Origin of the sequence: Kitasatospora sp. NPDC004723 (genome assembly GCF_040609255.1) — a bacterium.
In the GTDB taxonomy this organism is placed as follows: domain Bacteria; phylum Actinomycetota; class Actinomycetes; order Streptomycetales; family Streptomycetaceae; genus Kitasatospora.
Map to the genome: position 1 here is coordinate 18,889 of NZ_JBEXJT010000046.1, position 24,778 is coordinate 43,666.

21 protein-coding genes are annotated in these 24,778 nt (G+C 72.4%); 10 read left to right on the top strand and 11 right to left on the bottom strand.

Annotated features, from left to right (window positions below; genetic code table 11):
• Positions 1-12: 12 nt before the first annotated feature.
• The 5 genes from ABZW10_RS31225 to ABZW10_RS31245 all read right to left on the bottom strand — a co-directional run bounded on the left by ABZW10_RS31225 (position 13) and on the right by ABZW10_RS31245 (position 4,321).
• Positions 13-534, bottom strand: a complete 522-nt coding sequence (locus ABZW10_RS31225) for a hypothetical protein (protein ID WP_355372585.1) — start codon at positions 532-534, stop codon at positions 13-15.
• Between the two features lie 198 nt (positions 535-732).
• The gene (locus ABZW10_RS31230; RefSeq protein ID WP_355372587.1) at positions 733-2,139 is read right to left on the bottom strand and encodes a pyridoxal phosphate-dependent aminotransferase; all 1,407 of its coding nucleotides are present in this window, start codon (positions 2,137-2,139) and stop codon (positions 733-735) included.
• A 113-nt stretch (positions 2,140-2,252) separates the two neighbouring features.
• The gene (locus ABZW10_RS31235) at positions 2,253-2,798 is read right to left on the bottom strand and encodes a hypothetical protein (protein WP_355372589.1); all 546 of its coding nucleotides are present in this window, start codon (positions 2,796-2,798) and stop codon (positions 2,253-2,255) included.
• A gap of 298 nt (positions 2,799-3,096) precedes the next feature.
• Entirely contained in the window at positions 3,097-3,576 is a 480-nt protein-coding gene (locus tag ABZW10_RS31240) for a GNAT family N-acetyltransferase (protein ID WP_355372592.1), read from the bottom strand.
• Positions 3,577-3,619: 43 nt separating this feature from the next.
• The gene (locus tag ABZW10_RS31245) at positions 3,620-4,321 is read right to left on the bottom strand and encodes a 50S ribosomal protein L11 methyltransferase (protein WP_355372595.1); all 702 of its coding nucleotides are present in this window, start codon (positions 4,319-4,321) and stop codon (positions 3,620-3,622) included.
• Between the two features lie 278 nt (positions 4,322-4,599).
• Here ABZW10_RS31245 and ABZW10_RS31250 point away from each other — a divergent pair, with 278 nt between their 5' ends.
• A complete protein-coding gene (locus tag ABZW10_RS31250; protein ID WP_355372598.1) occupies positions 4,600-5,376 on the top strand; it encodes an SDR family oxidoreductase in 777 nt (258 codons plus the stop codon).
• Positions 5,377-5,709: 333 nt separating this feature from the next.
• On the top strand, positions 5,710-6,891 hold the full coding sequence (locus ABZW10_RS31255; protein WP_355372600.1) for an ROK family protein: 1,182 nt from the start codon (positions 5,710-5,712) through the stop codon (positions 6,889-6,891).
• 40 nt (positions 6,892-6,931) lie between these two features.
• On the opposite strand, the gene ABZW10_RS31260 is transcribed toward ABZW10_RS31255, so the two are convergent.
• From ABZW10_RS31260 to ABZW10_RS31275, 4 genes are all read right to left on the bottom strand, one after another.
• Positions 6,932-7,291: a hypothetical protein gene (locus ABZW10_RS31260; RefSeq protein ID WP_355372603.1), complete on the bottom strand. Its 360-nt coding sequence runs from the start codon at positions 7,289-7,291 to the stop codon at positions 6,932-6,934.
• Complete coding sequence (locus ABZW10_RS31265; RefSeq protein WP_355372606.1) at positions 7,288-7,722, bottom strand: hypothetical protein; 435 nt, start codon at positions 7,720-7,722, stop codon at positions 7,288-7,290. Before ABZW10_RS31265 ends, ABZW10_RS31260 begins: the two co-directional genes overlap by 4 nt.
• Positions 7,723-7,724: 2 nt before the next feature.
• On the bottom strand, positions 7,725-15,296 hold the full coding sequence (locus tag ABZW10_RS31270) for an RHS repeat-associated core domain-containing protein (protein WP_355372609.1): 7,572 nt from the start codon (positions 15,294-15,296) through the stop codon (positions 7,725-7,727).
• 218 nt (positions 15,297-15,514) lie between these two features.
• Positions 15,515-16,288 (bottom strand): GntR family transcriptional regulator, encoded by a 774-nt coding sequence (locus tag ABZW10_RS31275; protein ID WP_355372612.1) that lies wholly within the window; start codon positions 16,286-16,288, stop codon positions 15,515-15,517.
• Positions 16,289-16,563: 275 nt separating this feature from the next.
• On the opposite strand from ABZW10_RS31275, the gene ABZW10_RS31280 reads away from it, so the two are divergent.
• The 3 genes from ABZW10_RS31280 (at position 16,564) to ABZW10_RS31290 (ending at position 19,723) form a co-directional block, all read left to right on the top strand.
• Positions 16,564-17,367, top strand: a complete 804-nt coding sequence (locus ABZW10_RS31280) for an exodeoxyribonuclease III (protein WP_355372615.1) — start codon at positions 16,564-16,566, stop codon at positions 17,365-17,367.
• Between the two features lie 869 nt (positions 17,368-18,236).
• Complete coding sequence (locus ABZW10_RS31285) at positions 18,237-18,701, top strand: hypothetical protein (RefSeq protein WP_355372617.1); 465 nt, start codon at positions 18,237-18,239, stop codon at positions 18,699-18,701.
• Positions 18,702-18,895: 194 nt separating this feature from the next.
• On the top strand, positions 18,896-19,723 hold the full coding sequence (locus ABZW10_RS31290) for an SAM-dependent methyltransferase (protein WP_355372620.1): 828 nt from the start codon (positions 18,896-18,898) through the stop codon (positions 19,721-19,723).
• A gap of 13 nt (positions 19,724-19,736) precedes the next feature.
• Here ABZW10_RS31290 and ABZW10_RS31295 read toward each other — a convergent pair whose 3' ends face one another.
• Both ABZW10_RS31295 and ABZW10_RS31300 read right to left on the bottom strand, forming a co-directional pair.
• Complete coding sequence (locus tag ABZW10_RS31295) at positions 19,737-20,606, bottom strand: helix-turn-helix transcriptional regulator (protein WP_355372622.1); 870 nt, start codon at positions 20,604-20,606, stop codon at positions 19,737-19,739.
• Positions 20,607-20,788: 182 nt separating this feature from the next.
• Positions 20,789-21,028 (bottom strand): DUF397 domain-containing protein, encoded by a 240-nt coding sequence (locus ABZW10_RS31300; RefSeq protein ID WP_355372625.1) that lies wholly within the window; start codon positions 21,026-21,028, stop codon positions 20,789-20,791.
• Between the two features lie 318 nt (positions 21,029-21,346).
• Here ABZW10_RS31300 and ABZW10_RS31305 point away from each other — a divergent pair, with 318 nt between their 5' ends.
• The 5 genes from ABZW10_RS31305 to ABZW10_RS31325 all read left to right on the top strand — a co-directional run bounded on the left by ABZW10_RS31305 (position 21,347) and on the right by ABZW10_RS31325 (position 24,629).
• Entirely contained in the window at positions 21,347-21,610 is a 264-nt protein-coding gene (locus tag ABZW10_RS31305) for a hypothetical protein (RefSeq protein ID WP_355372628.1), read from the top strand.
• A 229-nt stretch (positions 21,611-21,839) separates the two neighbouring features.
• Entirely contained in the window at positions 21,840-22,559 is a 720-nt protein-coding gene (locus ABZW10_RS31310) for a hypothetical protein (RefSeq protein ID WP_355372631.1), read from the top strand.
• Entirely contained in the window at positions 22,559-22,792 is a 234-nt protein-coding gene (locus ABZW10_RS31315) for a Ku protein (protein WP_355372633.1), read from the top strand. Before ABZW10_RS31310 ends, ABZW10_RS31315 begins: the two co-directional genes overlap by 1 nt.
• Entirely contained in the window at positions 22,776-23,639 is an 864-nt protein-coding gene (locus ABZW10_RS31320; protein ID WP_355372636.1) for a Ku protein, read from the top strand. The genes ABZW10_RS31315 and ABZW10_RS31320 overlap by 17 nt, the downstream gene beginning before the upstream one ends.
• A 546-nt stretch (positions 23,640-24,185) precedes the next feature.
• Positions 24,186-24,629 carry a hypothetical protein gene (locus ABZW10_RS31325; RefSeq protein WP_355372639.1) on the top strand — a complete coding sequence of 148 codons (444 nt, stop codon included), beginning with the start codon at positions 24,186-24,188 and terminating at the stop codon, positions 24,627-24,629.
• Positions 24,630-24,778: the final 149 nt, after the last annotated feature.

Consider the following 24,778-nt stretch of genomic DNA (forward strand, 5'->3'; position numbering starts at 1 on the left):
TACCTCGGCCCGCTACTCGACGGGGCCGGCCAGGGTCTCGACCGGCCACAGCGGCGAGGTGGGCTTCTTGCGCGTGAGGGCCGCCAGCTCCTCCGGAGGCTCGGCGCCGTCCCGGACGGCCGCGAGGTAGGCCTTGGCCTCCCGCGGACCCAACCCCGGCGCCTGCCTGCGCAGATGCCTCATCGCGGCCACGGCCCCGGCGGACCGCACCAGTTCACGGACGGCGGCGGCCAGCGGATCGGGGCGGCGGACACCCTTGGTCTGGAGCAGGTAGTGGTCCTCCCACCCCTCGGTCGGCCACCAGGCATCGGGGACGTGGTGCAGGCTTCCGTCGTACCGGTCCACGAGCACATGACTGTTCCCGCCGACAGGCCTGCCGCCCCCGTCCCCGGCCCGGGCCGACGCGGCCGGGCCCCAGAACACGAGCCACCCGACCTCGTACTCCTCCACGGCGTGGACAACCCGCTCGAAGGCTGGCCCGTCGCCCGCCAGGTAGCACTCGACGAGCTCGATGGCGCGTTCCTTGTCGATCACGCTCTCATCGTCCAGCACGGGTCAAGCGGTCGTGGCGCAGGAAATCGGCCGGGCCGATTTCCTGCGCCGGGGGTGTTCGCGGTCAGTGGCGGGCGCCGCAGGTGGCGGCGCAGCGCACGTAGGGCTCGGCGGCGGTGTCTCCTGAAGTGGTCGGCCCCGGAGGACGATTCCTCCGGGGCCGACCAGCCGCATGGTCCCCTACTTCAGGAGGGCCAGGGCCTTCGCCACGCGGTCGATCGCCGTGCACACCACCTCCGGCTGGTAGGCCGTGTAGCACAGGCGGAAGAACCCGGGGGCGGGGCTGTGCATGGTCTGGCCCGGGAGGAGGGTGACTTCGGTCGGTGCGCAGCGCAGGTACTCGAAGAGCCACTGCTCATCGGGGTCCATCTCGTTCGGCGGGGTGAACGGGAGCGGGCTACAGGGCTCCTTCTCCTTCCGCTTCCCCAGGTACGCCGTCAGGTCCAGCCAGAAGAACTGGGCCGGGTTGTCACCCTCCGTATAGACGAACTCGATCCCCCTCGTGACCAACCGCTCCCGCACCTTCACGAAGCTCTCGCTCAGCAGCTCCTTGTAGCGCCGCATCGCATAGCTGGTGTACAGCTCCGCGCCGGGCCCGTTCACCGTGGCCTCCAGCAGTTCCCCGAGCACGTAGTGCTTCAGCGAGTCGACCGGGGTGAACCACGACATCGGGTTCTTCTTCTCCTCGATGCCCGACGTCCCCAGCATCGCCCGCTGCACCGGCCCGTACTTCGAGACCACGAACCCGGTCCGGAACCCCGAGAGCCCGAAGTCCTTCGCGAACCCCCACACCACGTGGATCCGGTTCCACGCTCGCCCGTACGCCTCCAGCGCCAACGCACTCGTGAACGGCACCCGCACCCCGTCGACCTGCGAATGTGCGTAGATCTCATCAGAGATGATGTGCATTTCGGTCTCGCCGAGCACCCAGGCGTAGATCTCGTCCAGCAGCTGCTTCCCGTAGTTGACGCCCAGCGGGTTCTGCGGGTTGGTCAGCACCAGCAGCCGGGGGTACTCACCGTGCACGCGGTAGTAGCGGAAGTACTCGTCCCTGATCGCGTCCAGCGTGAGCCGGAACCGGTCCGGCCCCTCGGTGGGCAGCGGCACGGGGACGCACGTCAGCTTCGGCCGCTGCTCGAACGACCAGTTGAACCCCTGCCAGTACGGCGCCGGCAGCAGCACCGCGTCGCCCTCCTTCAACGGCGGCGGACCGGCCTCCCCCGTCTTCGGCGGGTCCTGGAGCGCGAACGCGAGACACTCCAGCGCCGACCCGACGCCGCCCGCGCCGAACACGTCGCCCCAGGCGACGTCCACCTCGAAGGCCTTGCTCAGCAACGCCGCGACCTCCTGGCGCAGCCTGTCCTCACCGTACGGGCGCTTGTACTGGATGTACGTCTCCGGCAGCAGCTCGATCTCGTTGAACACCCTCTTCTGCATCGAGTCCTCGTACACGAGGACGTTCTCCGCGACGGACAGGTTGATGGCCGTGGGCGGTTCCTGGTCGCGGTGGAGGGCGAGGGCCTGCTCGAAGTCGGGGATCCGGGCGATCAGCTCGGCGGGCTCGATCGGCCCGGTCGGAACGGTCATGACGGCGTGGCTCACTTCCGAGGTTGCGGACGGTTCGCATGCGGATGGCCCCACCGCATCACGCCCCCCTGCCACCCGCCACCCATCCGCGCCCATCCGGCGACCGGGGGCGCTCACCCGGCCCGCCGCGCCCTCCCCCGCAGCACCACGCCCCCGCTCACCAGCAGCGCCGTGCCCAGCGCGTACACCGGGAGCCACCGCGTCGTGGTCGCCGCCAGGCAGTCGTCCACCGCCACCCGGCTCTGCTGCTCCTGCGCGTACGCCAGCGCCGCCGCATCCTTCCCGGCCAGGTCCCCCAGCGCGGCCTGCGCGTGCAGGTTCTCGTACCGGCCCGCCTGCACACACCCGTCCCGCGTGCCCGGCATCGGGAACAGCCACTCCCACCGCTGCAACGCCGGCGCCAGCGCGAGCGCCACGCACAGGCCCACCACCAGCGAGTACGCCGCCAGATTCCACCCGAAACCAGCAGCCCCCCGCCCCGGAACGCGCCCGAAGGCCAACACGACCGTGAGCAACGTCAGCCCCAGGTACGTGGAGAACCACTCCCACGAACCCTCCGCCAGCGAGAACGCCAGCACCACACCGAGCGCCGTACCGAGCACCCCGGCATCAGGGCCCGCGCCCGCCGCACCACCGCGACCACGACCACGACCACTCACACGCCCTCCCGACCAACACCACCTGCCCGCTCCGAAGCAACCAGCCTCCCGCCCGAGCCCGCCCCCACCGCCCCGGCGCCACCGCACCCCCACCCGTACGGCTCAGTCCGCCGCCCGCCGAGGGTCGTCCCCCGTCACATGGCACCCGCCCCGTCATTTCGGTCCGCGCCCTGGAGATCGCCCCGGCGATCGCCGGGTGGGCCGAGGCGGAGTTCTCGCCGACACCCCGCCCCGCCCCTGGAGCGTCGGCCGCGACAGCAACACAGGCCGGTTCGCCTTCGGCTGGGACGAGTGACCTTCATGGCCCGCTGCGAGGGTTTCCGGCCCCGGGCCGGGCGGGTCGGTCCGCCGCCAGGGGCTTGACCCAGCGGGTCCACTGGGGCTGCGAGCCGTAGCCGGCGGCCTGCCAGGTGCGGTGGCCGAGGGTGTTGTCGTCCAGCACCATCGCGTCCGCGCGGCGACCACCGAGGGCGGCGAACCGGGCCTCCGCGGCGGCCAGCAGGGCCGCGCCGATGCCGCGGCGGCGGTGGTCCGGGTCGACGGCGAGGCGGTACAGGTGGCAGCGCCAGCCGTCCCAGCCGGCGATGACCGTGCCGAGCAGGACGGCAGGGTCGTCCGCCCGGGCGGCGAGCAGCAGGCACTGCGGGTCGCGGGCCAGCAGCGCCGCCACGCCGTCGGCGTCGTCGGTGATGCTGGTGCCCTTGGCGGCGCGGGCCCACAGGCCCAGTACGGCGGGGATGTCGTCGGGGACGGCGGCGCGCAGGGTGAAATCGATCATGCGGGCGTGTCTACCAGGGCCGCGCACCGCCCGGCCGGGAATTTCAGGTGCCGGACGGGCCTCCCGCCAGTTCCCACACCGTCGTCGTCTTCAGCGCCGTGTCCTCCAGGTCCGCGATCACCGGGACGTCGTACGCCGCCAGGGCCGTGAACCGCTCGCGCGGCAGGTAGGCGCGGCCGGGGTCGCCGACGATGACGACCGCGCCCCGCGCCCGGGCGCGTTGCAGGAACGGCAGGAAGCGTGCCGCCATCGCCCGCTCGTAGAAGACGTCCCCGGCGAGCACCACCTCCGCCGGTGCGCCGTCCCCGTCCAGCAGGTCCTCGACGGCCGCCGCCACCTCCACCCCGTTGGCGGCCGCGTTGACCCCGATCGCGGCGACGGCGTACGCGTCGATCTCGGCGGCCCGCACCGACCGGGCGCCGCGTTGCGCCGCCGCGATGCCGACCAGCCCGGAGCCCGCCGCCAGGTCCAGCACCGTGCGCCCGGCGACCAGTTCCGGGTGGTCCAGCACGTACCGGGCCACCCCGACGCCGCCCGCCCAGGCGAAGGCCCAGAACGGCGGCGGCAGCCCGACCTCGCCACGCGCGGCCTCCGTGGTCTCCCACAGCTCGATGGCGTCCTCCGCCATGTGCAACCGCACCTCGGGCACAAACGGCACCGGCCCGATCCGGGTCTGTGCCCGCACGAACTCCTGGTCCGACAAGATGGCCGCCCCCGAACTCACCGGGCGTGTCTCGCTCAGCATGCGCGCCAGCATAGAGCCCCTGACCAGCCGCTCCGTCCACGCCGTGGCGCAAGGCCGGCGGGATGCCTTTGAACTTCCCTTCTCACCTGGCACGTTGTGAACGATCCAGCCGGAGGCCCGGCCGTGGCGCAAGGAGCCACGCCATCCCCGAAAAGCCTCAGCAGCACCCTCTTTGACGTCCGCTCAGTTCGACCGGAAGCGGGTGGCCGGGGGATCCGACGGAGGGTAGGTTCTCCCCGAAGCCGGTGTGCGGCCGGCGGGGAAGCGGGGTGGGCCGGATGTCGGACGCGGTGTCGGGCGGACTGCCGGACGGGGTGCTGGCAGGACGGGCGGCGGTCGTCACGGGCGGCTCACGCGGGATCGGGCGAGCCGTGGTGGAGCGGCTGGCGGCGGACGGCGCGCACGTCGTGTTCGGCTACGCGCAGGACGACGCGGCGGCGGCCGAGGTGGTGCGCACGGTGGCCGCGCGCGGGGTCGGACGGGCGCACGCCGTGCGGTCCGACCTCGGCGAACCCGACGGCGCGGAGCAGCTGATGGCGGCGGCCGAGAAGGAGCTCGGCGGCCTCGACATCCTCGTCAACAACGCGGCACGCGGCTTCACCCGCACACCGCTCGCCGAGACCGAGGCGGCGGACTTCGACGCCGTGCTCGCCGTCAACACCCGCGCGGTCTTCCTGACCCTGCGGTACGCGGCGCGCCGGATGCGCGACGGCGGGCGGATCGTCAACGTCTCCTCCCTCAACACCCGCCGCCCCACCACCGGCATCGCCCCGTACCTCGCCGGCAAGGGCGCCCTGGAACAGCTGACGGAGGCTGCGGCGCTGGAGCTCGGGCCGCGCGGGATCACCTGCAACACCGTCTCCCCCGGGCCGGTGGAGACCGAGCTGCTGCGCTCCACCAACCCCCCGCAGGCGCTGGAGACGGTCGCCGCGATGACCCCGCTGCGGCGGCTCGGGCAGCCGGCGGACGTCGCCGACGTGATCGCGTTCCTGGTCGGCCCGGACGGCCGGTGGGTCTCCGGGCAGAACCTCGGCGCGACGGGCGGCCTGCGCTGACGGCGCTGCGGTGACCGCAGGGCGGCGGGGCGGTAGGTCCGTGATCACGCAGGATCACGCACTGCCACCCGATCCGTACCATTTCGATACCGAAGCCTGGATGAGCTGGGAAGATGCTCGCCGGGCGGGGCGGGCCCCGGTAGCATCCGGCTCAGGCCACCCGGACCGGCCAGGCGGCGCAGCACCGCCGTGCCGGTTCCGCCGGGCGGCCGACTCCCGCGGGTCCGCCCGGGGGCGGCCCCGGGTGTGACGCTCCGGCGGCGCCGCCCGGCGGTGCCCGTTTACACGGCACGCGCGCAAGGGCAGTCGCGCGGAACGGCGAAGGGCAGCGTCTTGGCGGACAGACTCACCGGTGGCGACTCCTCACTCCTGCGGCGGATCAACGCGGCGGTGACCCTCCGGGCGCTGCGCGAGGGCCACGCGGTGACCCTGACCCAACTGGTCGGCGACACCGGGCTGTCCCGGCCGACGGTCGAGGGCGTGATCGAGGGACTGGTGGAGACCGGCCTGGTCGCCGAGGTCGAGCCGCAGTCGGGCGGCCAGGCGGGTGCCGGACGGCGCGGCCGGCCGGCCCGGTGGTTCCGGTTCCGCGCCGAGGCCGGGCACATCCTCGGCATCGAGATCGGCGTGCACGACATCCGGATCGTCCTCGCCGACCTCGCCGGAGAGGTGGTGGGCAGCCACTTCCGGCCGGTCGAGGAGTCGCTGGACGCGGAGGAACGGCTCGCCGCCGTACGGTCGGTGGTCGCGGAGGTGCTGCGCAAGGCGGGCGTGTCGCGGGACAACCTGTGGGCGGTGGGCGTCGGCACCCCGGGCATCGTCGACCGGGACGGCACCGTGCAGCTGGGCACCGCGATGCCCGGGTGGACCGGGCTGGACCTCGGGGCCCGGCTGCGGCGCTCGTTCCGCTGCCCGGTGATGATCGAGAACGACGCCAACCTCGCCGCCATCGCCGAGCACTGGCAGGGCGCGGCGGTCGGCGCCGACGACGTGGTGTTCGTGATGGCGGGGCTGAGCCCGGGGGCCGGTTCGCTCATCAACGGCCGCCTGCACCGGGGCTTCGGCGGCGCGGCCGGCGAGATCGGCGCACTGCACCTGCTGGGGCAGGAGGTGACGCCGGAGCGTCTGCTCTCCACCACCGGCAAGCCGCTCAACCCGCTGGACGAGGCGGCGGTCGCCCGGGTGCTGCGGCTGGCGCGCGAGGGCGACGAGGTGGCACGGGTCGCCACCGACCGGTTCCTGACCCGCCTGGTGCAGAGCGTCGCCGCCCTCGTCCTGGCCATCGACCCGCAGCTGGTGGTGATCGGCGGCTGGGCGGCCGGCCTGGACGGCGTCCTCGACCCGCTGCGCGAACGCCTCGCCGAGTTCACCCTGCGTGCCCCGGAGGTGGCACTGGCGGCCCTGGGCTCGGAGGTCGTCGCGATGGGCGCCCTGCGGGTGGCCCTCGACCAGGTCGAGGAGCAGCTCTTCGCCGTCAACCCCCCGACGGGGGAAGCCGGTTCGGCCCGGGCCTGAGCGAACCGGACCGACCGACCTCCTACCGACCGACCGGCCCCTACCGGCCGATCCCGTACCGGGCGATCCCGCCGCGCCATGGCAGTTCGTCCTCGAAGTCGCAGGCGGCGACGGCGGGCCGGCCGGCACCGTCGAGGGCGCGGAGGATCCGGGCCACGAGTTCGACCACCCCGCCCGGCGCCGGCCCGGGCGGAAGGTCGATCTCCACGGTGACCGGCCACCACAGGAACTCCTCCGCGCCCGGCGCCGCGTCCTCGTTGCGCCGGACCTCGACGACGGCGTCCGGCAGTTCCAGGACGCCGTCGTCGAACCGCCCGCCGGTGGCGGCCTCCAGCAGCACGCGGGTCTGCCGGAGGCCGCCGTCCACGAAGATCCGGCAGAAGGCACCGGCCTGCGTCATCGGGCCGGTCCGAAGTCGGGACCGCTCAGGTCGACGGTCAGGCTGTTGTCGCAGTTGTTGGTGAAGGTGGCCAGCGGCCAGTCGACGGTGATCTCCACGAGCTCGTTGCAGAGCAGGTGCACCAGCCACAGCAGGTCGCCCCGCGCGTCGAGCCGGGCGAAGAACCCGTCCGACCCGTGCGAGCCGCCCCCGCTCAGCAAGCGCCCCGAGCCGTCCGGGAGCACCACTTCGGCGAAGACGTCGGCGGAGGCGCTCCAGCCGGGGCGTGCCGTTCGCAGGGCCTCCATGTCGATCGGATCCCCCAGCCTGAACCAGGTCAGCTCCGCGCCGTCGCAGTCGGCCTCCCGCCCGGTGCCGTCCGCGCAGAACAGACCGCAGTCGACCGGCATCCGACCGTCCTGCCACAGATCGGCGACCCACGCCCTGCGCATCGTTACCCCTGACCGTTGATCGGGGCCGGCCGCTCGTACAGGCCCTTCGGGGGAACCGGACCGCCCTGCTCGATGTTACGCGGGTCGTTCATCCGCGCGTCGAACGCCTCCTCCCAGTTCTTGCCCTTCTTGATCGACGGGGCGCAGGGGTCGACGCGCTCGATCGCGACCGGCTTGCCCGCTTCCCGGGCCGCGTCGAGCCGGCGGTTGTCGTAGCTGACGAGTTGCCCGTCGACCTCGATCACGTGAAGTGCGGTGCCCGGCCGGGTCCAGTCCCAGGTCCCGTTGCGCATCGCCCCGACGTAGTTGTTCGGACTGATGGTCCGCTGCGAGAAGTTGATGGTCTCGGGGTCGACCCACTCCAGCCCGCCGTCGCTCTGGCCGCCCTGCGGTCCCGGCGCGCAGTTGGCGGCTTCCTTCCCGCCCTTGCCACCCCCCTTGCCGCCCTGGCCGGCGTCCGCCGGTCGGGGGTCGAGGGCGCCGGCGGGGAGGCGACCGTCGGCATTGGCGGCGAGGCAGGCGTCGGCGGGGCCTCCGGTTCCGCAGCCGGCTTCGGGGTCGCTCGGCTCGTCGAGGTGCGGGTCGGCGCTGCTGGTGTCGGTGGGGGTGGGCAGCTGGATCGGATTGGTGAGGTCGATCAGCGCCCGCCACACGGTCTCCCAGTAGTGGCGGACACTGACCTGCGGCCCGCTCTTGGTCCAGGAGCCGTCGGAGTAGTAGGAGGTGACCCGGGTGGTGTCGGTGATCCAGGTGTCGGTGCGCTCGTAGAGGTAGGTGTCGTCCCACCAGGTGGTCACCTCGGTGCGCACGTCGGTGGTCGTGGCCTTGCTGGTGCTGACGACGTACGGCCGGGGCGGGGCGGACTGCGGCGGCTTGGGCTTGGGCGGCTGGGCGCCGACGGGGGGCTTGGGGAGCTGGTTGGTGCCCGGGTCGGTGACGGTGACGCCGTCGGTGCCGGAGCCGGTGGAGACGGGGCTCAGGCTGCCGTCGGCGTTGACCACCTCGTAGACGACGTAGCCGGCGAAGGCGACCACCACGATCGCGCCGACCACCAGCGCGGCGGTGCAGGCGACCGAGCAGGTGACCGCGGCGGCACCGGCCTCGGCCACGGTGGCGCCGACGGCGACGATCTCGCCACCCACGGCCGCCGCCTCCTCCGCGATGGTGGCGGCCAGGCCGCCGCCGGCCCGCAGGGCGGTGCCGAGCAGCTCCAGGCCGTCCCCGGCCAGGCTGCCGACCGCGCGGGCGCCCTGCCCGAGCAGCGCGCCGAGGTCGAAGTGGCCGTCGGGGTCCCAGCGGCCGACCGGGTCGCCGGCACCGTAGCCGTAGCGGTTGGCGGTGGCGGCGGTGCGCAGGCCGGGGACCCGGTCGTCGGCGGAGGTGAAGCGGCCGGTGCCGGGGTCGTACCAGCGGGCCTGGGCGTGCACGCGGCCGGTGGCGGGGTCGGTCCAGCCGCCCTGGAAGCCGAGGGCCGGGGCCGCGCCGCTGGTGGCGGTGGGCTTGCCGAAGGGGCTGTAGGAGCGCCCGGCGGCCAGCGCGCCGCTGCCGGTGTCGGTGGCGCCGAGCACGTCGTGGTGGGCGTTGGTGAGCAGGGTGCGGGCGGTGCCTCCGCCGCTCGGGGCAGCCGCTATCGCGGTGCCGTCCAGGGCCCGGGCGTAGGACCAACTACCGTCGGAGTCCGGTTCCTTGGCGAGTCCGGCGTAGCTGAAGGAGGCCGCCGCGGCGGTGCCGGCGGTCGCGGCGGTGAGCCGGTCGAGGGCGTCGTAGGCGTAGCTGCGGCCGTCGACGCCGGTGAGCCGGCCGAGCGCGTCGTAGCGGTTGGTGGAGGTGGCGGTGACGGCGCCCGCTGCGTCCTTGGTGGTCGTGGTGGCGAGGGTGCCACGCGGGGTGAAGGTGTAGCTGGTGGTCGCGCCGTCGGCGGCCGTGCTGGAGGTCAGGCGGTTGCGCGGATCGTAGGCGGCGGTGCTGGTGCCGGTGGCGGTGTGCTGGGCGGCGGTGCCGGTCCAGTCGGTGACGGAGGTGCGGTTGCCGGCGGCGTCCCAGCCGTAGTCGGTGCCGGTTCCCTTGGTGGTGTCGGTGACCCGGGTGAGGCGGCCGGCGGGGTCGTAGTCGTAGGTCTCGCCGTGCGGGTCGGCGGTGCCGGTGGAGCCGCTGGTGAGCAGTCGGCCGGCCGGGTCCCAGCTGTAGGTGAGCTGGGTGGAGAGGTGGCCGGCGGGGTCGGTGACGGTGTCGGTGGTGATCCGGCCGAGGCCGTCGTAGCCGAGGCTCCGGGTCGGTCCGGCGCTCTGGCCGGCCTTGCGCTGTTCGGTGGTGACCTGGCCGGCGAGGTCGTGGGTGAGGGTCCGGGTCAGGCCGGAGAGGTTGTCGGTGACGGTGCCGAGGTCGTTGTTGCCGTTCCAGGTGTAGCTGACCTTGGCACCGCCGGGGGCGGTCTCGGTGAGCGGGCGGGCGGCGGCGTCGTAGGTGAAGGAGCTGGTGCCGAGCGGTCCCTGGCTGCCGGTGAGCAGGCCGCGGTCGTCCCAGGCGAAGGTCTGCGCGCCGCCGGGGGCGGAGGCGGAGGTGACCCGGCCGGCGAGGTCGTAGCCGAAGGTGCGGGAGGCGTCACCGTCGCCGCCGGTGCCGGACTCGTTGGTCAGCCGGCCGAGACCGTCGTAGCCGAACGTGTGCCGCACGCCGCCGGGCTGGGTGATGGCGGTGACCTGTCCGGCCGCGTCGTAGCCGGTGGTGGTGGTCCGGTCGGCGGCGGACTGGTCGGCGGGGACGGCCGGCAGCGACTGCGCCTCGGCCAGGCCGAGGGAGTTGTACCGCTGGTGGGTGGCGTTGCCGTTGGCGTCGGTGATCCGGGTGAGCCGGCCGAGCAGGTCGTGGCCGAGGCCGGTGACCGGGGCGGAGGCGGTATCGCCGGGGCGCACCGCGGGGTCGGTGAGCGTGGTCGGCCGGTTGCGGGCGTCGTAGGCGGTGCGCCAGACCTGGCCGTCGGGGTCGGTGACGCTCACCGTGTTGCCGACCGCGTCGTAGCCGTATCCGGTGCGGGCGAGGACGGTGCCGGCCGGGTCCGCGACGGTCCTGGCCGTCGCCCGGCCGGCCAGGTCGTAGCTGGTGGTGGACTTGCGGCCGAGCGGGTCGGTCACGGTGGCGGTGCGGCCGGCGAGGTCGTAGGTGTAGCGGGTGGTGCCGCGGCCGGCCGGGGTGCTGGAGACGCGCTCGCCGAGCTTGTTGTAGGTGTAGGTGGTGGAGGTGGCGCCGAGGGTCTCGGTGAGGACGTCGCCGAAGTCGTCGTGGGTGTAGGCGGTCGTGTAGCTGTCGGGGGTGGCGGTGCCGTTGCGGACCACCGAGGTGGCGGAGATCCGCCGGTCCATGCCGTCGTAGACGGCGAGGGTCTGGGCGCCGGTCGGGTCTATGACGGAGAGCACGTTGCCGTTGTCGTCGCGGCGCACCACGGTGACGCCGGGCGCGGCCCCGGAGGTGGCGGGCGGCAGGGTGGTGCGCACCAGCCGGTCACGCAGGTCGTAGGTGTAGGTGGTGGTGCGGCCGAGCGCGTCGGTGTGCGAGGTGGTGTTGCCGTCCGCGTCGTAGGTCCACTTCTCGACCGGGTTCAGGGCGGCGGTGGCACCGGGCGGGGTGTAGGCGGGCAGCCGGGCCTCGGTGCGGTGGCCCTGCTTGTCGTAGAGGAAGCGGGTGACGGCGCCGGTGGCGTCCTTGACCTCGGTGACCTCTCCGAAGGTGTTGTAGCCGCGGGTCGTGGTGCCCTGCTGGGCGGTGGCGACGGCGCCGGGCGTGCCGTCCTCGACCGGGGTGGCGGGCGTGGTGGTGCTGGAGAGCCGTCCGAGCTGGTCGAAGGCGTTCGTGGTGGTGTACGCCGGGTCGGCCTGGCCGGGGGCGCCGGGCTGCGGCATGCCGCGCGGGTCGGTGGTGGCGAGGACCCGTCCCCCGGCGTCGCGCAGGTAGCCGGTGACCAGCGCGGTGGCGGCGTCGGGGCGGGTGACGGTGGCGGCGAGCCGGCCGGTCGCGGCCTCCCAGACGTTCTCACTGGTCTCGGTGCGGGTGCCGTCGGTCACGGTGGTGGAGGTGACCAGGCCGGCCGTGTCGTAGGCCGTGGTGGCCGTGCGGTTGAGGCCGCCCGGGTCGCCGGTGGTGGAGGTGACGCGGTTGGCGGCGTCGTAGGCGAAGACGGTGGTGCGGGCGGCGGCGCCGTCACCGCGCACGTCCTTGACGACGTTTCCGGCGTTGTCGTAGGTGAAGGTGTGCAGGGTGATCTCGCGGGTGCTCGTCCCCTGCTGGTTCACCAGCGAGAACTTCTCGGTGAGCACCAGGTTGTCGTTGGTGTAGGTGTACGTCACCAGGTGCTGCATGGCGTCGGTGACGTGGGCGAGGCGGCCGGCGTCGTCGTAGCCGAAGGTCTTCAGCCGCACCTGGCGCGGCGGGGAGTTGGCGGTCGGGTCGTCGACGAAGCCCAGGAGGTCGACCTGGCTCAGGCGGCCGTTGATGTCGTAGCCGTAGACGTAGTGCGCGCCGTTGGGGCTCCAGCTGTCGGTGACGTTGCCGATCTGGTCGTAGACGACGCGCTTGGTGGTGACGCCGTCCTCGGTGACTCTGGTGAGCCGGTCCTGGGCGTCGTAGCCGTAGGTGGTGGTGCGCGCGGCGTCGCCGCCCTGGGCGGCGGGGGTGAGGTCGGCGACGGTCTTCGTGGCGACGTTGCCGTCCGGGTCGTAGGTGTAGCTGGTGCGGGCCTGGTGGGTGACGCCGCTGACGGGGTTCGGCACCGCGGGCGCGGTCTCGGTGGCGAGGCGGCCGAACTTGTCGTAGGTGTAGGTGGTGGTCGCGCCGTTCGGCTGGGCGGGGTCGGTGACGGTGCGCCGGGTCACCCGCCCGAGGTCGTCCGTGAAGGTGTCGGTACGCCCGCCGCCCGGGAGGACGACCATGGTCTGGTCGCCCTCGCGGTTGTAGCCGTAGCGGGTGAGCCTGCTGCCCGGGTCGGTGACACCGACCACCTTGTAACAGGTGCCGCGGTCGCCCTCGCGGTGATTGGGGTGAATGTCGTTCGTGATGGGCGCGCCGCAGGCCCAGGTCATTCCGGTGGTGCCGCCGACCGGGTTGGTCTCGGTGACGAGGCGGCCCATGGGGTCGTAGTCGTACGCGATGGAGTGGCCGTTGGCGTCGGTGACCTTCGTCGGCTTGCCGTTGACCGGATCACCGATCCGGTTCGTGTCGAGGTGGTACTCGGTGCTCTCCTGGAACGGCTGGAGGGGGGTGCGGTAGCGGATGACCCGGGTGCGCATGCCGAAGTTGCTCCAGCCGTACCGGGTGACGTTGCTGTTCTCGTCGACGGAGGCGGTCAGTTCACCGAAGATGTCGTAGGTGAACATCCGCAACCGGTTGGCGGGTGGTGTCGGGGTCGCCGTCCAGCGGTAGGCGAGCTGGCCTTCCCGGTTGTACTGGTAGTAGGTGTGGACACCGCGCGGGTCGGTGCGGTGGACGATCGGCACCGGGCTCGGGCCGGAGGTGTCGATCCTGCGGTCGTACGTCCAGCCGTTGTCGACACCCGTGGCGTTGTTGTCGGCCCGGCCGACGTGGAACACCCGGTCGCCGTCGTAGACGACGGTGGTGACGTTCTCGGCTCGGGCGCGCTGCGCCTTGACCAGGCGCTTGGTGCCCCCGCCGGGCCGGCTGCTCTCGTAGGTGTAGGTGGTGCAACCGCCGGCCGGGTCGCAGACCTTGGTCAGGTAGTCGTCGGTGTAGGTGTAGGACCAGGTGATCGCGGTCGGGGAGTCGTACACCCGTTCGGTGGAGACGGAGCTGATGTGGCCGCGGCCGTCCCATCGGACGTACAGGGCGCGGTTCGAGGACGCGAGGTACATCCGGGAGGTCTGGCCGTTGGGGTCGCCGTGCTCCAGTTGGAGGTTGCCGCCTCCCGTCCAGTCGGTGACCTGGAGGTCCTGGCCGGTGAAGTAGTAGTCGCGGGCGCCCATTCGGATGTGGCTCGCGTCCACCCACTCGCCGAGGCCGCCGCTGCCGTACTGGGCGACGAAGCCGCTGTTCGGGTAGGGCTCGCGGCCGAAGTTGACCTTCCGTCCGTCGTCCAGTCTGAGCGTGAAGATACCGTTCCCGGCGTCGGCGACGCCCATGTCCCACAGCGAGCTCCAGCCGATGCCGAAGGAGGTGTTGGCGGTGGCGGCGCTGTTGTAGGTGCGCTGCACCTGGAGGCCGATGGTGGGTTCCGGAAAGTCGAAGTCGGTCTCGCGGCGGGTGTAGTTGCCGAGGTAGAGGTTGACGCCGACCTCGTCGAGGGCGCCCGGGTCCAGCCCGAGGCGGGCGGAGTCGTTCGGCGGCGGCACGACGGTCGTGAAGGGGCTCATCCCGCTGAACGGCGAGGTGTAGCCCGGGTCCTGGACCCGGATCCGCCACCAGTAGGTGGTGTTCCAGTGCAGCGCGTCGGCGGACGGGGTGAAGGTCGCGACCGCGCCCCATCCGCCCGGGTGGGCCGGCAGGTTGACCATGCCGGAACCCCAGCAACCGGGCTGCGCCGGGTCGCTGGTCGGGCAGACCTGGATCTCGTACTGGACCTGGACGCTGCGGTCGTCTCCGACGAAGGCGGAGAGGGTCGGCGTGCGGGTGGCGACGGTACCGCCGTAGGTGGGCCAGCCGTCCTTCGCGGTCGGCGCGTAGTGCGGCACGACCATCCGGGAGGCCTGCGAGGCGGGCACTTGGTAGTGGGAGAACGGGTAGGCGCCGTCGGACAGGTCGGTCATCTCGTAGGACAGCAGATAGGCACCCGGGCCGAGCTCCGGGATCACCGCGTCGAAGGTGATGGACTGGCCGGGCGCCACGTCGACGGGCAGGGCGGTGAGTGCGGCGATGAAGTTGATCAGGGTCTTGTCGTCGCGGTACAGGTGCAGGACGAGCATCTGCCCGCTGGTGGTCCAGGTGAAGTCGGACGTGTTGTCCACGGTGATCCGCTGGTAGCCGATCGCGTTGTAGCGCGGGGCCACCTGGATCGCGCCGACCGCGTAGGTGGCGCCGTAGTGCCGCGTCGCGGCCACGCCCTGCGGGGCTGCGGCCCCGTTCCGCCCGGAGTCCTTCGCGGCGGGCGGGTCGGCCAGCTGGTCGAGCGTCAGCGGCGCCGGGCCGGTCGCGCGGCGGCGCTTGCCGGTGTCGTCCACCTCGGTCGGCGGGATGCGGTGCTCGGGAAGCGGTCCGGCCGCCTTCAGCGCCGCCAGCTGCCGCTCGTACTCCTCGGCGTCGGGTGCCGGGGCCGGTCCGGGTGCGGGCCTGGGCGGCTCCGAGGCCGCCTTCGCCTCCGCGGCGATCGCGGCCCGTTCCCGGCCGAGCGGACTGTCGTCCGGGATCGGCTCCTGAGTGGCCGTCGACTCGCCGGCCCCGGGGCCGCCGGGGCCCGCATCGGCGCTCACCCGGCCGGGCGGCAGCGGCGCCGAGACCACGGCGCGGTCCTTGGGCACGGCCCAGGCGGCCGGTGGAATACCGAGCCCGACGGCGACCAGCGCGAGGATGAGCAGCTGGGCCACCCTGCGGCCGATCGGTCTCCGGACGATCTTGCGGTACCAGTGCGCGTTCACGGCCCCCACCCCTGAATCCACGGACACTTCGGTTGCACAGAGATCGTTCGGAACCTACCGATCGACTCGGTGCCGGCCCAGGGGTGAACCCGAACGGTTCCCCCCCGTTCAGGAATCCGTGATCTGCGCCCGCTTCACGACATCCGGGCACGAAACGGCCCAGGCCCGGACACCTGGCGGGGTGTCCGGGCCTGGGCCTGAGGGTTTTCGGAGATGGTTCAGGAGGCGGCGGCACCCACGGGGGCGGCGCCGACGGGGGTGACCTCGACGAGGCCGGTCTCTCCGAAGGTGAGCTTGCAGGTGTCCGCACGGTAGGTGGAGACAGCGAGCGCGACCAGCCGGCCGGCCGCGGCGTACTGCGTGGTCATCACCAGCACCGGCGAGCCGGGCGGGCGCTCCAGCAGTGCGGCCTGCTCGGCCTCGGCGACGCCCAGCTCGACGGAGCGGGACTCGCCGTCGACCTCCAGGCGCTCCAGCTGGCGCAGCACCGAGCGGGCGCGGTCGCTCTCGGCGCGGAAGCCGGGCAGGTGCGGCAGCGCGGCGGCGGGCACGTGCAGCGACTCGGTGGCCATGGCCCGGCCCTGCACGAGCCGCACCCGGCGCACGGTGTGCACCGACGCGCCCTCGGCGACGCCGAGCGCCGTCGCCAGCCGCAGGGTGGCCGGGGCGGTGGTGCAGTCCACGGTGCGCCAGGCCTGGCTGCGGGCGGCGCCGGGCCAGCCCTCCTCCTGCCGGTTCACCGGGACGCCGACCCGGGGGGCGGCGATGAGGGTGCCGATCCCCCGTCGGCGGACCAGGCGGCCCTCCAGCTCCAGCTGGTCGAGCGCCTGCCGCAGGGTGGCCCGGGCGACACCGAAGCGGGCGGCGAGCTCGCGCTCGTTCGGCAGGATCTGGCCGGTGGAGAACTCCGTGTCGATGGCGCGGAGCAGCACCGTGCGCAGGTGCCAGTACTTCGGTTCCGGTACCGCCGTGAGCTGTCCCGTCGTTCCCACCGTGTCCTCCACCCTGATGTCTTCCGCCCTGCTGAAGGAGGGCGGATCCCGGCCCGCTGCCCGCTGTTGCGGCAGGTGGGAGAGCGGGCTTTTTCCGTCCTTCTTTATTAAAGGACCTTGCAGTAAGTGACCCTAGGGGCTGGATCGGGAGATGGTCAAGACCAATGGCGCGGCCCGGCGGGACTGCCGCGGAGTTTCATGGTGCGTTCACGTCAGCTCCGCAAGCGGACGCGTCGCGGCGCGGCCCCGCACCCGGCAGTGGGTAGGCTCTCCGGGTGATCGTGGTGACGAGTGTGAACGTGAACGGAATCCGGGCGGCGGCCAAGAAGGGGTTCATCGAGTGGCTGGCCGCCACCGAGGCGGACGTGGTCTGCCTGCAGGAGGTGCGCTCCGAGCCCGAGCAGCTCCCCGTCGAGCTGCGCGACCTGGAGGGCTGGCACACGGTGTGGGCCCCCGCCGCCGCCAAGGGCCGGGCCGGCGTGGCGATCCTCTCCCGGACGGAGCCGAGCCGCACGGCCATCGGCTTCGAGTCGGCGGAATTCGACAATTCGGGCAGGTACGTCGAAATCGACCTGCCGGGCCTCACCGTCGCCAGCCTCTACCTCCCCTCCGGCGAGGTCGGCACTGAGCGCCAGGACGAGAAGGAACGCTTCATGGCGGAGTTCCTCGTCCACCTCCACAAGCTCCGCACCCGCGCCGCCGCCGACGGCCGCGAGGTCGTGGTCTGCGGCGACTGGAACATCGCCCACCGCCCCGAGGACCTCAAGAACTGGAAGGCCAACCAGAAGTCCGCCGGCTTCCTCCCCGAGGAGCGCGCCTGGCTCTCCCGCGTCTACGACGAAGCCGGCTACGTCGACGTCGTCCGCCACCTCCACCCCGACCGCACCGGCCCCTACTCCTGGTGGTCCTACCGCGGCCGCGCCTTCGACAACGACTCCGGCTGGAGAGTAGACCTAAGTGTTTGTACAAAAGACCTGGCCGACGAGGCCATCAAGGCCTACGTCGAACGCGCCGCATCCCACGCCGAACGCTGGAGCGACCACGCACCAGTGACCGTAGTGTTCGACCACCGGTTCTGACCGCTCTCCATGGTCAGGGCTCCTCAGAAGACTGGGGAGCCCTGACCAGATGTCATGTCCGTCACGGATCGGGTGTGGGGGCGACGTAGCGCTATCCCTGGCTGGGGGAACGCAGCGGCGGGCCCCAGGCGTGTATCAGCCGTCAGTTCCGGCGAGCGCCTGGACGGACCCGCGGACGGATCGTCGGGCCGACCGCGAGGACCACCGGGCGCCCGGTGTCGACCGTCGGAGGCGTCTGGCCTGCCGGAGAGCCCAATGCCGCGGACAAAGCTGCAAAGCTGTCCGGGAAGGACCGGTTCCGTCACTGCGAGAGTGATCCGGGACAGCTTCTGAGCGGCATGTCGTAGACCAAAGGGTCGTCGGAAAAATGGATTTGCATCGGGCTGCTTGGAGGCCGGTGGAGCGCCGCAGGGCGGCTACCGTGAGCAACGGCTCCTCGTCGAGGAGTTGCCCCGGGCAGTAGTGGTGTACTCCCGGGGCGTCCAGGGCTCATGAGGAACATGTATGAACATGCGCTCTCGGCCCTTTCCCGCGCGCGCCCGAAGCTCGGCGGGGAAGGTCCAAGCTAGCAGTGCCGGAGGCTCCCAGCGGAAGAGGCGCGATGTTGTCACGCGCGAGACCGCTTCCTGGGTCGCCGTGTTGACGTCTCTGCCGCTGCTGCTGGTGTCGGTGCTTCCGATGGACGCGGACCGTGCGCGGGCCGTTGAGGCGGTGCTGAACGTCCTGCCGCGGCTGGTGCCGTTGCTCGGGCGCCGGTGCTCGCGCCGGAGCGGGAACTGATCGCCGGGCGGTCGGGCGGCGCGCGAGGGGCGGTCGCCGCGTGCGTGGCCGTACCGTCCGAGGCGACCACATCCGTTCGAAGGAGGCCCGTGGCAGCGGAGAGCGACCGGGCCGCGCCGGCGGCCCAGCCCTATCTGAGTGGCTTCAGCGCCTTCGTCCTCATGCAGAAGCCCGGCTACGACCTGTACGCGCTCGCGCGCCTGGGTGACCCGGGCCTGAGCGAGGACGCGGTCCGGCTCGCCCTGCGGCGCACCGCCGGGCAGTGGGGTGGCGTGCTGCTCCAGCGCCGCCCCGTGGCGTGCGCCTGGCGCACCCTGCGGGAGGTTGTGAGCGTGGCCTGCCTCCACGCTCCCAATCCCACCGCCGACCGGCTGAACCAGCTTCTGCCGGCCGGCCTGGCGGACGTGGAACTGCTCCACCGCCTTGGCCTGTCGGTGGCGCAGAGCGCGCGCCTGATGGGCCGCGAGACGGCCGAGACGGCCGCTGACCTGCTGATGGCCCGCCGCAGGCTGGCCGTCGCCGACCCGAAGGAGAACCCGATCCAGGACCGCTGAGCCGCGCGCCGTGGCGGGCGGGTGACCGACCACCATCCGCCACGGCGTTCGCCACCCGAGCGCCACGTCGCATCTTTCGTCACCCTGGGGGGTGACGGGCCCCTTAGCGTCGTGGTGCGCTTCGGGCTGCCCCTCTACCATGAGGCGATCATCTGCCCTGGGGAGAGCCGGGGTTGTCGGACACGGAGGGCACCGTGAGCGAGTCCGCACCAGCGCAGAGGCCGATCGACGTGACGGTTCCCAGCGCGGCGAGGATGTACGACTTCCTGCTGGGCGGCAACAGCAACTTCGCCAGCGACCGGCTCGCCGTCGAGGAACTGCTGGTGACCGCACCGAACTCGCGGGAGTTGGCGGTGAACAACCGCGCGTTCCTGCGGCGCGTCGTGCGCACGATCGTCGCCGAGTACGGCATCGACCAGATCATCGACCACGGCTCGGGCCTTCCCACCCAGGACAACGTCCACCAGGTCGCGCAGCGCGTCAACGCGAACTGTCGGGTCGCCTACGTCGACAACGACCCGGTGGTGCTCACCCACGCCCGGGCACTGCTGGACGAGAACGAGAACGTCGCGGTGATCGACGCCGACATGGCCGACACCGACCGGCTGCTCACCGACCGCCGGTTGCGGATGCTGATCGACCTGAAGCGCCCGGTCGCGGCGTTGTTCGTCTCCGTCCTGCACTGCGTGGACGACGAGAAGGCCGCCGCGATGGTCCGCGAGACGCTCTGGCGCCTGGCGCCTGGCAGCGTGGTGGTGATCTGCCAGCTGGTCAGCGACGACCCGGAGGTCCGGCGCAAGGTCACCGCCCTCATGGACGAGCAGACCCACGGACAGTGGGGCCGGGTGCGCACCGCGCGCGAGGTCGACGCCTACTTCGAGGGCCTGGACGTGCAGCCGCCGGGACTCGGCGACGTGAGCCTGTGGCGGCCCGACCACGAGGTCCTGCCGCGCCAGCGCACCCAGGAGTGGACCGAGTACGGCGGCCTCGCCCTCGTCCCGCCGGCGCCCGGCACCGCGTAGCCGTCGGCGCGCCTCACAGCCGCCGCTGCCAGTGCTGCAAGGCCTTGAGAATCAGGAAGCGGCTGTCCAAGCGGCCGGCGCTGATCTGCATCAGCCGCAGCAGCTGCTCCTTGTACTGCTCCATCTCGGACAGCTTGCACCGCTGGCCCCGGGCCGGCGGCTCGTCGGGGCCGTGGGTGAAGTACTCGCCGCCGGTGAGCGTCTCGTTGTAGATCAGCTCCCGCAGGGCGCTGCTGCCGAAGTCGAGCTGCGTCAGCGAGGAGATCGAACTCGCGAACAGGTGGTCCATGCCGATGATGCGGATGCCGAAGCCCTTGCGGCACGTCAGCGCGTACAGCTGCTCCAACTGCTCGACCATCACGCGCGGCGAGCCGACCTGCCGGTAGAGGCTGGACTCCTCCAGGTAGAAGACGCAGCGGGCGGGGTTCTCGAAGAACAGCTCTTGGCGGCGCTCGCGCAGCGCGATGCGCCGCGTCAGCTCGTCCGCCTGCCGGGGCCGCAGCTCGGCCTCGAACAGCGCCCGGTAGTAGGCCGGGGTCTGGATCAGGCCCGGCACGATCTTGGCCTCGTAGGTGACCAGCAGCGCCGCGGCGGTCTCCAGGGCGATCAGGCGGTGCACGTCGCCGTCCACCAGGTCCCGGAAAGCGTACAGCCAGTGCGAGCGCGCGGCCCGCGCGTACTCCACCAGTTCGCCGATCGCGTCGGCCACCTCAGGGCTGGCCCGGTAGGCGCGCAGCAGCTTGGCAATGTCGGCCGGTTTGGGCGCCTGCAGGCCGTTCTCCAGGCGGCTGAGCTTGGCCGCCGAGAAGCCCGCCTTGCGGGCGGCCGCCGCCAGCGTCAGGCTTCCCCGCAGGGTCTTCAGCTGGACCCCGACCAGCATCATCGCCGCGGTCGGGTTCCGGGCGGGATCGGCGGCCGGCCGCGGAAACGCGTATACCTGGCCGTCTGAATCGTCGCATGCGAAAGGCACGCGCCCCCTCCTTAATGGGAAGACGTTTACCAGTCTTCCATAGAGTAAGGGCGCGCGCCCTCGCGTGTCGCCTATCGAATTATCGCCCGAACAGGTCAGGCGTAGATCAGGTGATCGAATTCACCGTTTCGCGCGCCGTCCAGGAAAGCCCGCATCTCGCCCGGGGAGAAGACGAGCGCCGGGCCTTGCGGGTCCCGGCTGTTGCGGACCGCCACCTCGCCGCCCGGCAGCGCGGCCGCCTCGACACACTGCCCTGTCACGTTGCTGGCCTCCGACTTCACCCACGCCACGCCGCCGATCGCCTGCGCCGGCATGCCGTTCCAGAAATCGCTCATCAAGGTTCCGCCTTCTGCTCTTCCCGATGCGCCGGATCCGGCGCCGACCCGCACGAAGATGCAGGCCGCACCGAGTTCTGCAATTAAAACTGCAATTGCAGAACCACCGGAAGCCTACCCCTGCGAATTCGAACAGCGCATGGTCCGTGCGAGTGAACGGAAAAGACAGAAAATAGCATGAGATGGACCGTGAAATTTCCGCTGGCGGGGTTCGTCCCCGCGCCGCCCCGGCGGCGCTTGTGTCGGCGGCGGTGGCCGCGCGGGCCGAACGGCCGCTCCCGGGGTGTGCCGGTCGGCCGGGTGCCAGATCCTCAGGGCATGGCCTCGATCGTCGTCCTCTTCGAACTGCACCCCGGCAAGGTGCTCGACCCCGACCGGGCCGAGCTTGCGGTCGTCGCTGTGCACGCCGCCGGGGCGGACCCCGACGTGCCGGAGGACCCGCAGGCGAGCACCCTGTGCGGGCGCGACACCGCAGGGATGGAGCACTCCCACTACCAGCCCGCCTACGGCGAGCCCTGGTACCCGCCCGCGCTGGCCGACTTCCGGTGCCGGGAGTGCGAGCGCGCGCTGCGGACCTCGTGAACGCGGCCAGCGACGGCGGGAGGCCGACCCAGCTGCGGCCGGACGACCTCGCCGAGGGCGACGCGCTGTTCGTCCTGGCGCCCGGCGCTTCACCAAGGCCCGCAACGAGGCCGCCGCCCGCGCCCGCGCGGCGGGCGACCGCGCGGGAGCGGCGCGCATCAAGGCCCTGCGCCGCCCGACCACCGCGGCGTTCGCCGTCAACCGCCTCGCCCGCACCCAGCCCGACGAGGTGGGGGAGCTGCTGGAGCTGGGCCGGGCGCTGCGCCAGGCCCAGGAGGGGCTGGCCGGGCCTGCGCTTCGGGAGCTGTCTGCCCGGCGGCACCGGCTGGTGGCCGCGCTCACCGCCCGGGCCCGCGCCACGGCGGCCGAGGCCGGAGTACGGCTGAGCGAGGGGCATCTGCGGGAGGTGGAGCAGACGCTGCGCGCGGCGCTGGCCTCGCCGCAGGCGGCGGCCGAGGTGGCGGCCGGGCGGCTGTCGGCCGCGCTCCAGGAGCCCACCATGCTGCCGGCGGCCGCAGCGGGCGGCCCGGTGAAGAAGGCCGACAAGGCAGCGGTGGCCCCGCGGCCGGGGGCGCGCGGCGGGAAGGAGGAGTGCGAGGAAGGGCGTGAACCGGGCGCGGTGCGGGAAGCCGCCCGGCAGGAAGCCCGGCGGCGGGTCGCCGAGGCCCGCCGCGAGCTGACGACGGCCGAGCAGCGCGACCGGCTCGCGGCGCAGGTCGAGGACCTGGCCGCCCGGCACGAGCAGGCACAGGACGGCGTCGACCGCGCCCAGGCGGCCCTGCGGCGCGCCCACGACGAGGCGGAGGGCGCGGCCGCCGCGCTCACCGAACGCCGTGGCGACCTTGACCTTGCCACCGCCGAGGCCGCCGGCGCCCACGCGGCCGCAGTGCGGGCCCGCGAGGAGTACGCGGCGGCGCGCCGGGCCGCCGAGCAGGAAGGAGAGCGGTGATGGCCAGACCGTTGTGGAAGGGGGTGATCACCTTCGGGCTGGTGTCGCTGCCCGTGGCCCTGTACAGCGCGACCGACGACCACACGGTGCACTTCCATCAGATCGAGCGCGGCACCGGCGACCGGGTACGCCTGCGCCGCGTGAACGAGCGCACCGGCGAGGAGGTGGCGTTCGAGGACATCGTGAAGGGCTACGAGCTGTCGGGGGGGGCAGTACGTGGTCGTCGAGCCTGAAGAGCTGGAGGAGATCGCGCCCGGCCGCAGCCGCACGATCGAGATCACCGGCTTCGTCGACCTCGACGCCATCCCGCCGATCTACTTCGCCAAGACCTACTACGTCGCCCCGGCGGACAAGGCGACCGCGAAGATCTACCAGCTGCTCACCCAGGCCCTCGACCGCACCCGCAGGGCGGGCCTGGCCGTGTTCAGCATGCGGGGCAAGGAGTACCTGACCGCGCTCAGCTCCGTCGCCGGGATGCTGCAGCTGCACACCATGCACTGGAGCGACGAAGTCCGCGACCCCCACGCCGAGATCCCCGAACTTCCCGACAGCAAGGCGCCGTTCCAGGGGCAGGAGGTGGCCACGGCCGAGCAGCTGATCGACATGCTGACCACCGACTGGAAGCCCGAGGACTACCAGGACACCTTCGAGCAGCAGGTCCGCGACCTCGTCGAGGCCAAGGCCAAGGGCAAGGAGATCGCCGTCTCCCAGGGTGCCCCGCCGGAGACCACCAACGTCATCGACCTCATGGACTCGCTGCGCGCCAGCCTCGACGCCGCCTCCAGTACCGGCAAGGAACAGGCGGCCGGAGCGGCGCGCGGTGGCCGCTCTGCGCCCAAGAGCACCCGGACACCGAAGGCGGCCGGCGGGAAGAAGACCACCGCCGGCTCCCGCTCGACCACCGGGAAGCCGACGGCGAAGAAGAAGACCGGCGAGGACCTGTCGACGCTCACCAAGGCGCAGCTGTACGAGCGGGCAAGCCGCTACGAGATCGCGCACCGCTCGACCATGAACCGAGACGAGTTGCAGAAGGCCGTGGAGAAGGTCGCGCGCGGTCGGCATCTCAAGTCCGCGTCCTGACCGGGGTGGGCCCGGCGGGGACCAGATCGCCGGTTCGTCGAGCGCGCGAAGCAGAGGCTCGGCCTGCTGTCGCAGTCACCGTCACGTGCCGAGGATTCCGCCGATGAGCTCTCCGAGCAACCGGGCCCCGACCCGGGCCGCCGCCAGCATCCGCGTCTCCGGTGCTTCCGGCTGCGCGACCGTCCTGCGTCGGCGATCGGACGGCCTTCTGGGCCTGCCGGTGCGCCGCACTGCTGATCCACCTCGTGCCATCGCGGACCGCCTTTCGGTACTGGGCCTCCTGGTCAAGGCCGCCGGCACGGATGCTCGCCGAACAGGTCACGCCTGTGGGGAAATCCCCCAACCCCTGTGGACAACTCCGGGGTGTGGATAAGTTCCTACACCCGGTCGGCGTAGCTCCGGTTCTGCACCGGCCGGGTCCGGCATGCCGCAGTGCAGGACCTGTGGCAGCCGGGCGGTCCACCGAGGGGCGGGCGCGACACCCGGCCCGGTGATCTCTTGCCGGATAGGGGCCGGACGGGGGCAGGGGGTCGCTATAGCCGCCTCATGATCAAATACCTTCGGCTGCGTGGCCTGGCCGTGCTCGCCCTCGCCACGCTGCCCTTGCTGGGCGGCGCTATCCCCGCCGGCGCGCTCGAGACCCCGGCCCCAGCCCCGGCTGGGGAAGCCTCCGCCGGTGCCGCGCGCGTTGCAGGTCCGCTGTCCCTGGCCGACGCGGTCGCCTCCCTGCCGATCGCCGACGAGCACCGCGACGGCTACGACCGCAGCCTCTACCGGCACTGGAACCGCGGCAAGGACCTCACCGACGGCTGCAACACCCGGGCGGAGGTCATCCTCTCCGAGGCCGTCGTCGCGCCGCAGGTCGCGTCGGGCTGCAAGCTGATCGGTGGCGAGTGGTACTCCTACTACGACGGTGTGACCGTAGCTTCCGCCTCTGCCCTGGACGTTGACCATATTGTTCCACTTGCGGAGGTGCACGATTCGAAGTAGGCGGAGTTGTGGCGGCTGCATCAATGCCGCATCGGTCCGGCACGGGGGTGGCCTGGTCGAACGCCGGTGAGTAGTTGCCTGTTGGGGTCTCGTTAAGGCTTCCGACCTCGAACGGAACCCATCGAACGCCACGATGTTGCATCACATGC

Bases quoted from the DNA above. Each gene is read 5' to 3' on its own strand.
- ABZW10_RS31295 (WP_355372622.1), bottom strand. From the start codon at position 20,606: ATGATGCTGGTCGGGGTCCAGCTGAAGACCCTGCGGGGAAGCCTGACG.
- ABZW10_RS31260 (WP_355372603.1), bottom strand. From the start codon at position 7,291: ATGACGCAGGCCGGTGCCTTCTGCCGGATCTTCGTGGACGGCGGCCTC.
- ABZW10_RS31230 (WP_355372587.1), bottom strand. From the start codon at position 2,139: ATGACCGTTCCGACCGGGCCGATCGAGCCCGCCGAGCTGATCGCCCGG.
- ABZW10_RS31240 (WP_355372592.1), bottom strand. From the start codon at position 3,576: ATGATCGATTTCACCCTGCGCGCCGCCGTCCCCGACGACATCCCCGCC.
- ABZW10_RS31245 (WP_355372595.1), bottom strand. From the start codon at position 4,321: ATGCTGAGCGAGACACGCCCGGTGAGTTCGGGGGCGGCCATCTTGTCG.
- ABZW10_RS31265 (WP_355372606.1), bottom strand. From the start codon at position 7,722: ATGCGCAGGGCGTGGGTCGCCGATCTGTGGCAGGACGGTCGGATGCCG.
- ABZW10_RS31250 (WP_355372598.1), top strand. From the start codon at position 4,600: ATGTCGGACGCGGTGTCGGGCGGACTGCCGGACGGGGTGCTGGCAGGA.
- ABZW10_RS31305 (WP_355372628.1), top strand. From the start codon at position 21,347: ATGGCCTCGATCGTCGTCCTCTTCGAACTGCACCCCGGCAAGGTGCTC.
- ABZW10_RS31315 (WP_355372633.1), top strand. From the start codon at position 22,559: ATGGCCAGACCGTTGTGGAAGGGGGTGATCACCTTCGGGCTGGTGTCG.
- ABZW10_RS31300 (WP_355372625.1), bottom strand. From the start codon at position 21,028: ATGAGCGATTTCTGGAACGGCATGCCGGCGCAGGCGATCGGCGGCGTG.
- ABZW10_RS31325 (WP_355372639.1), top strand. From the start codon at position 24,186: ATGATCAAATACCTTCGGCTGCGTGGCCTGGCCGTGCTCGCCCTCGCC.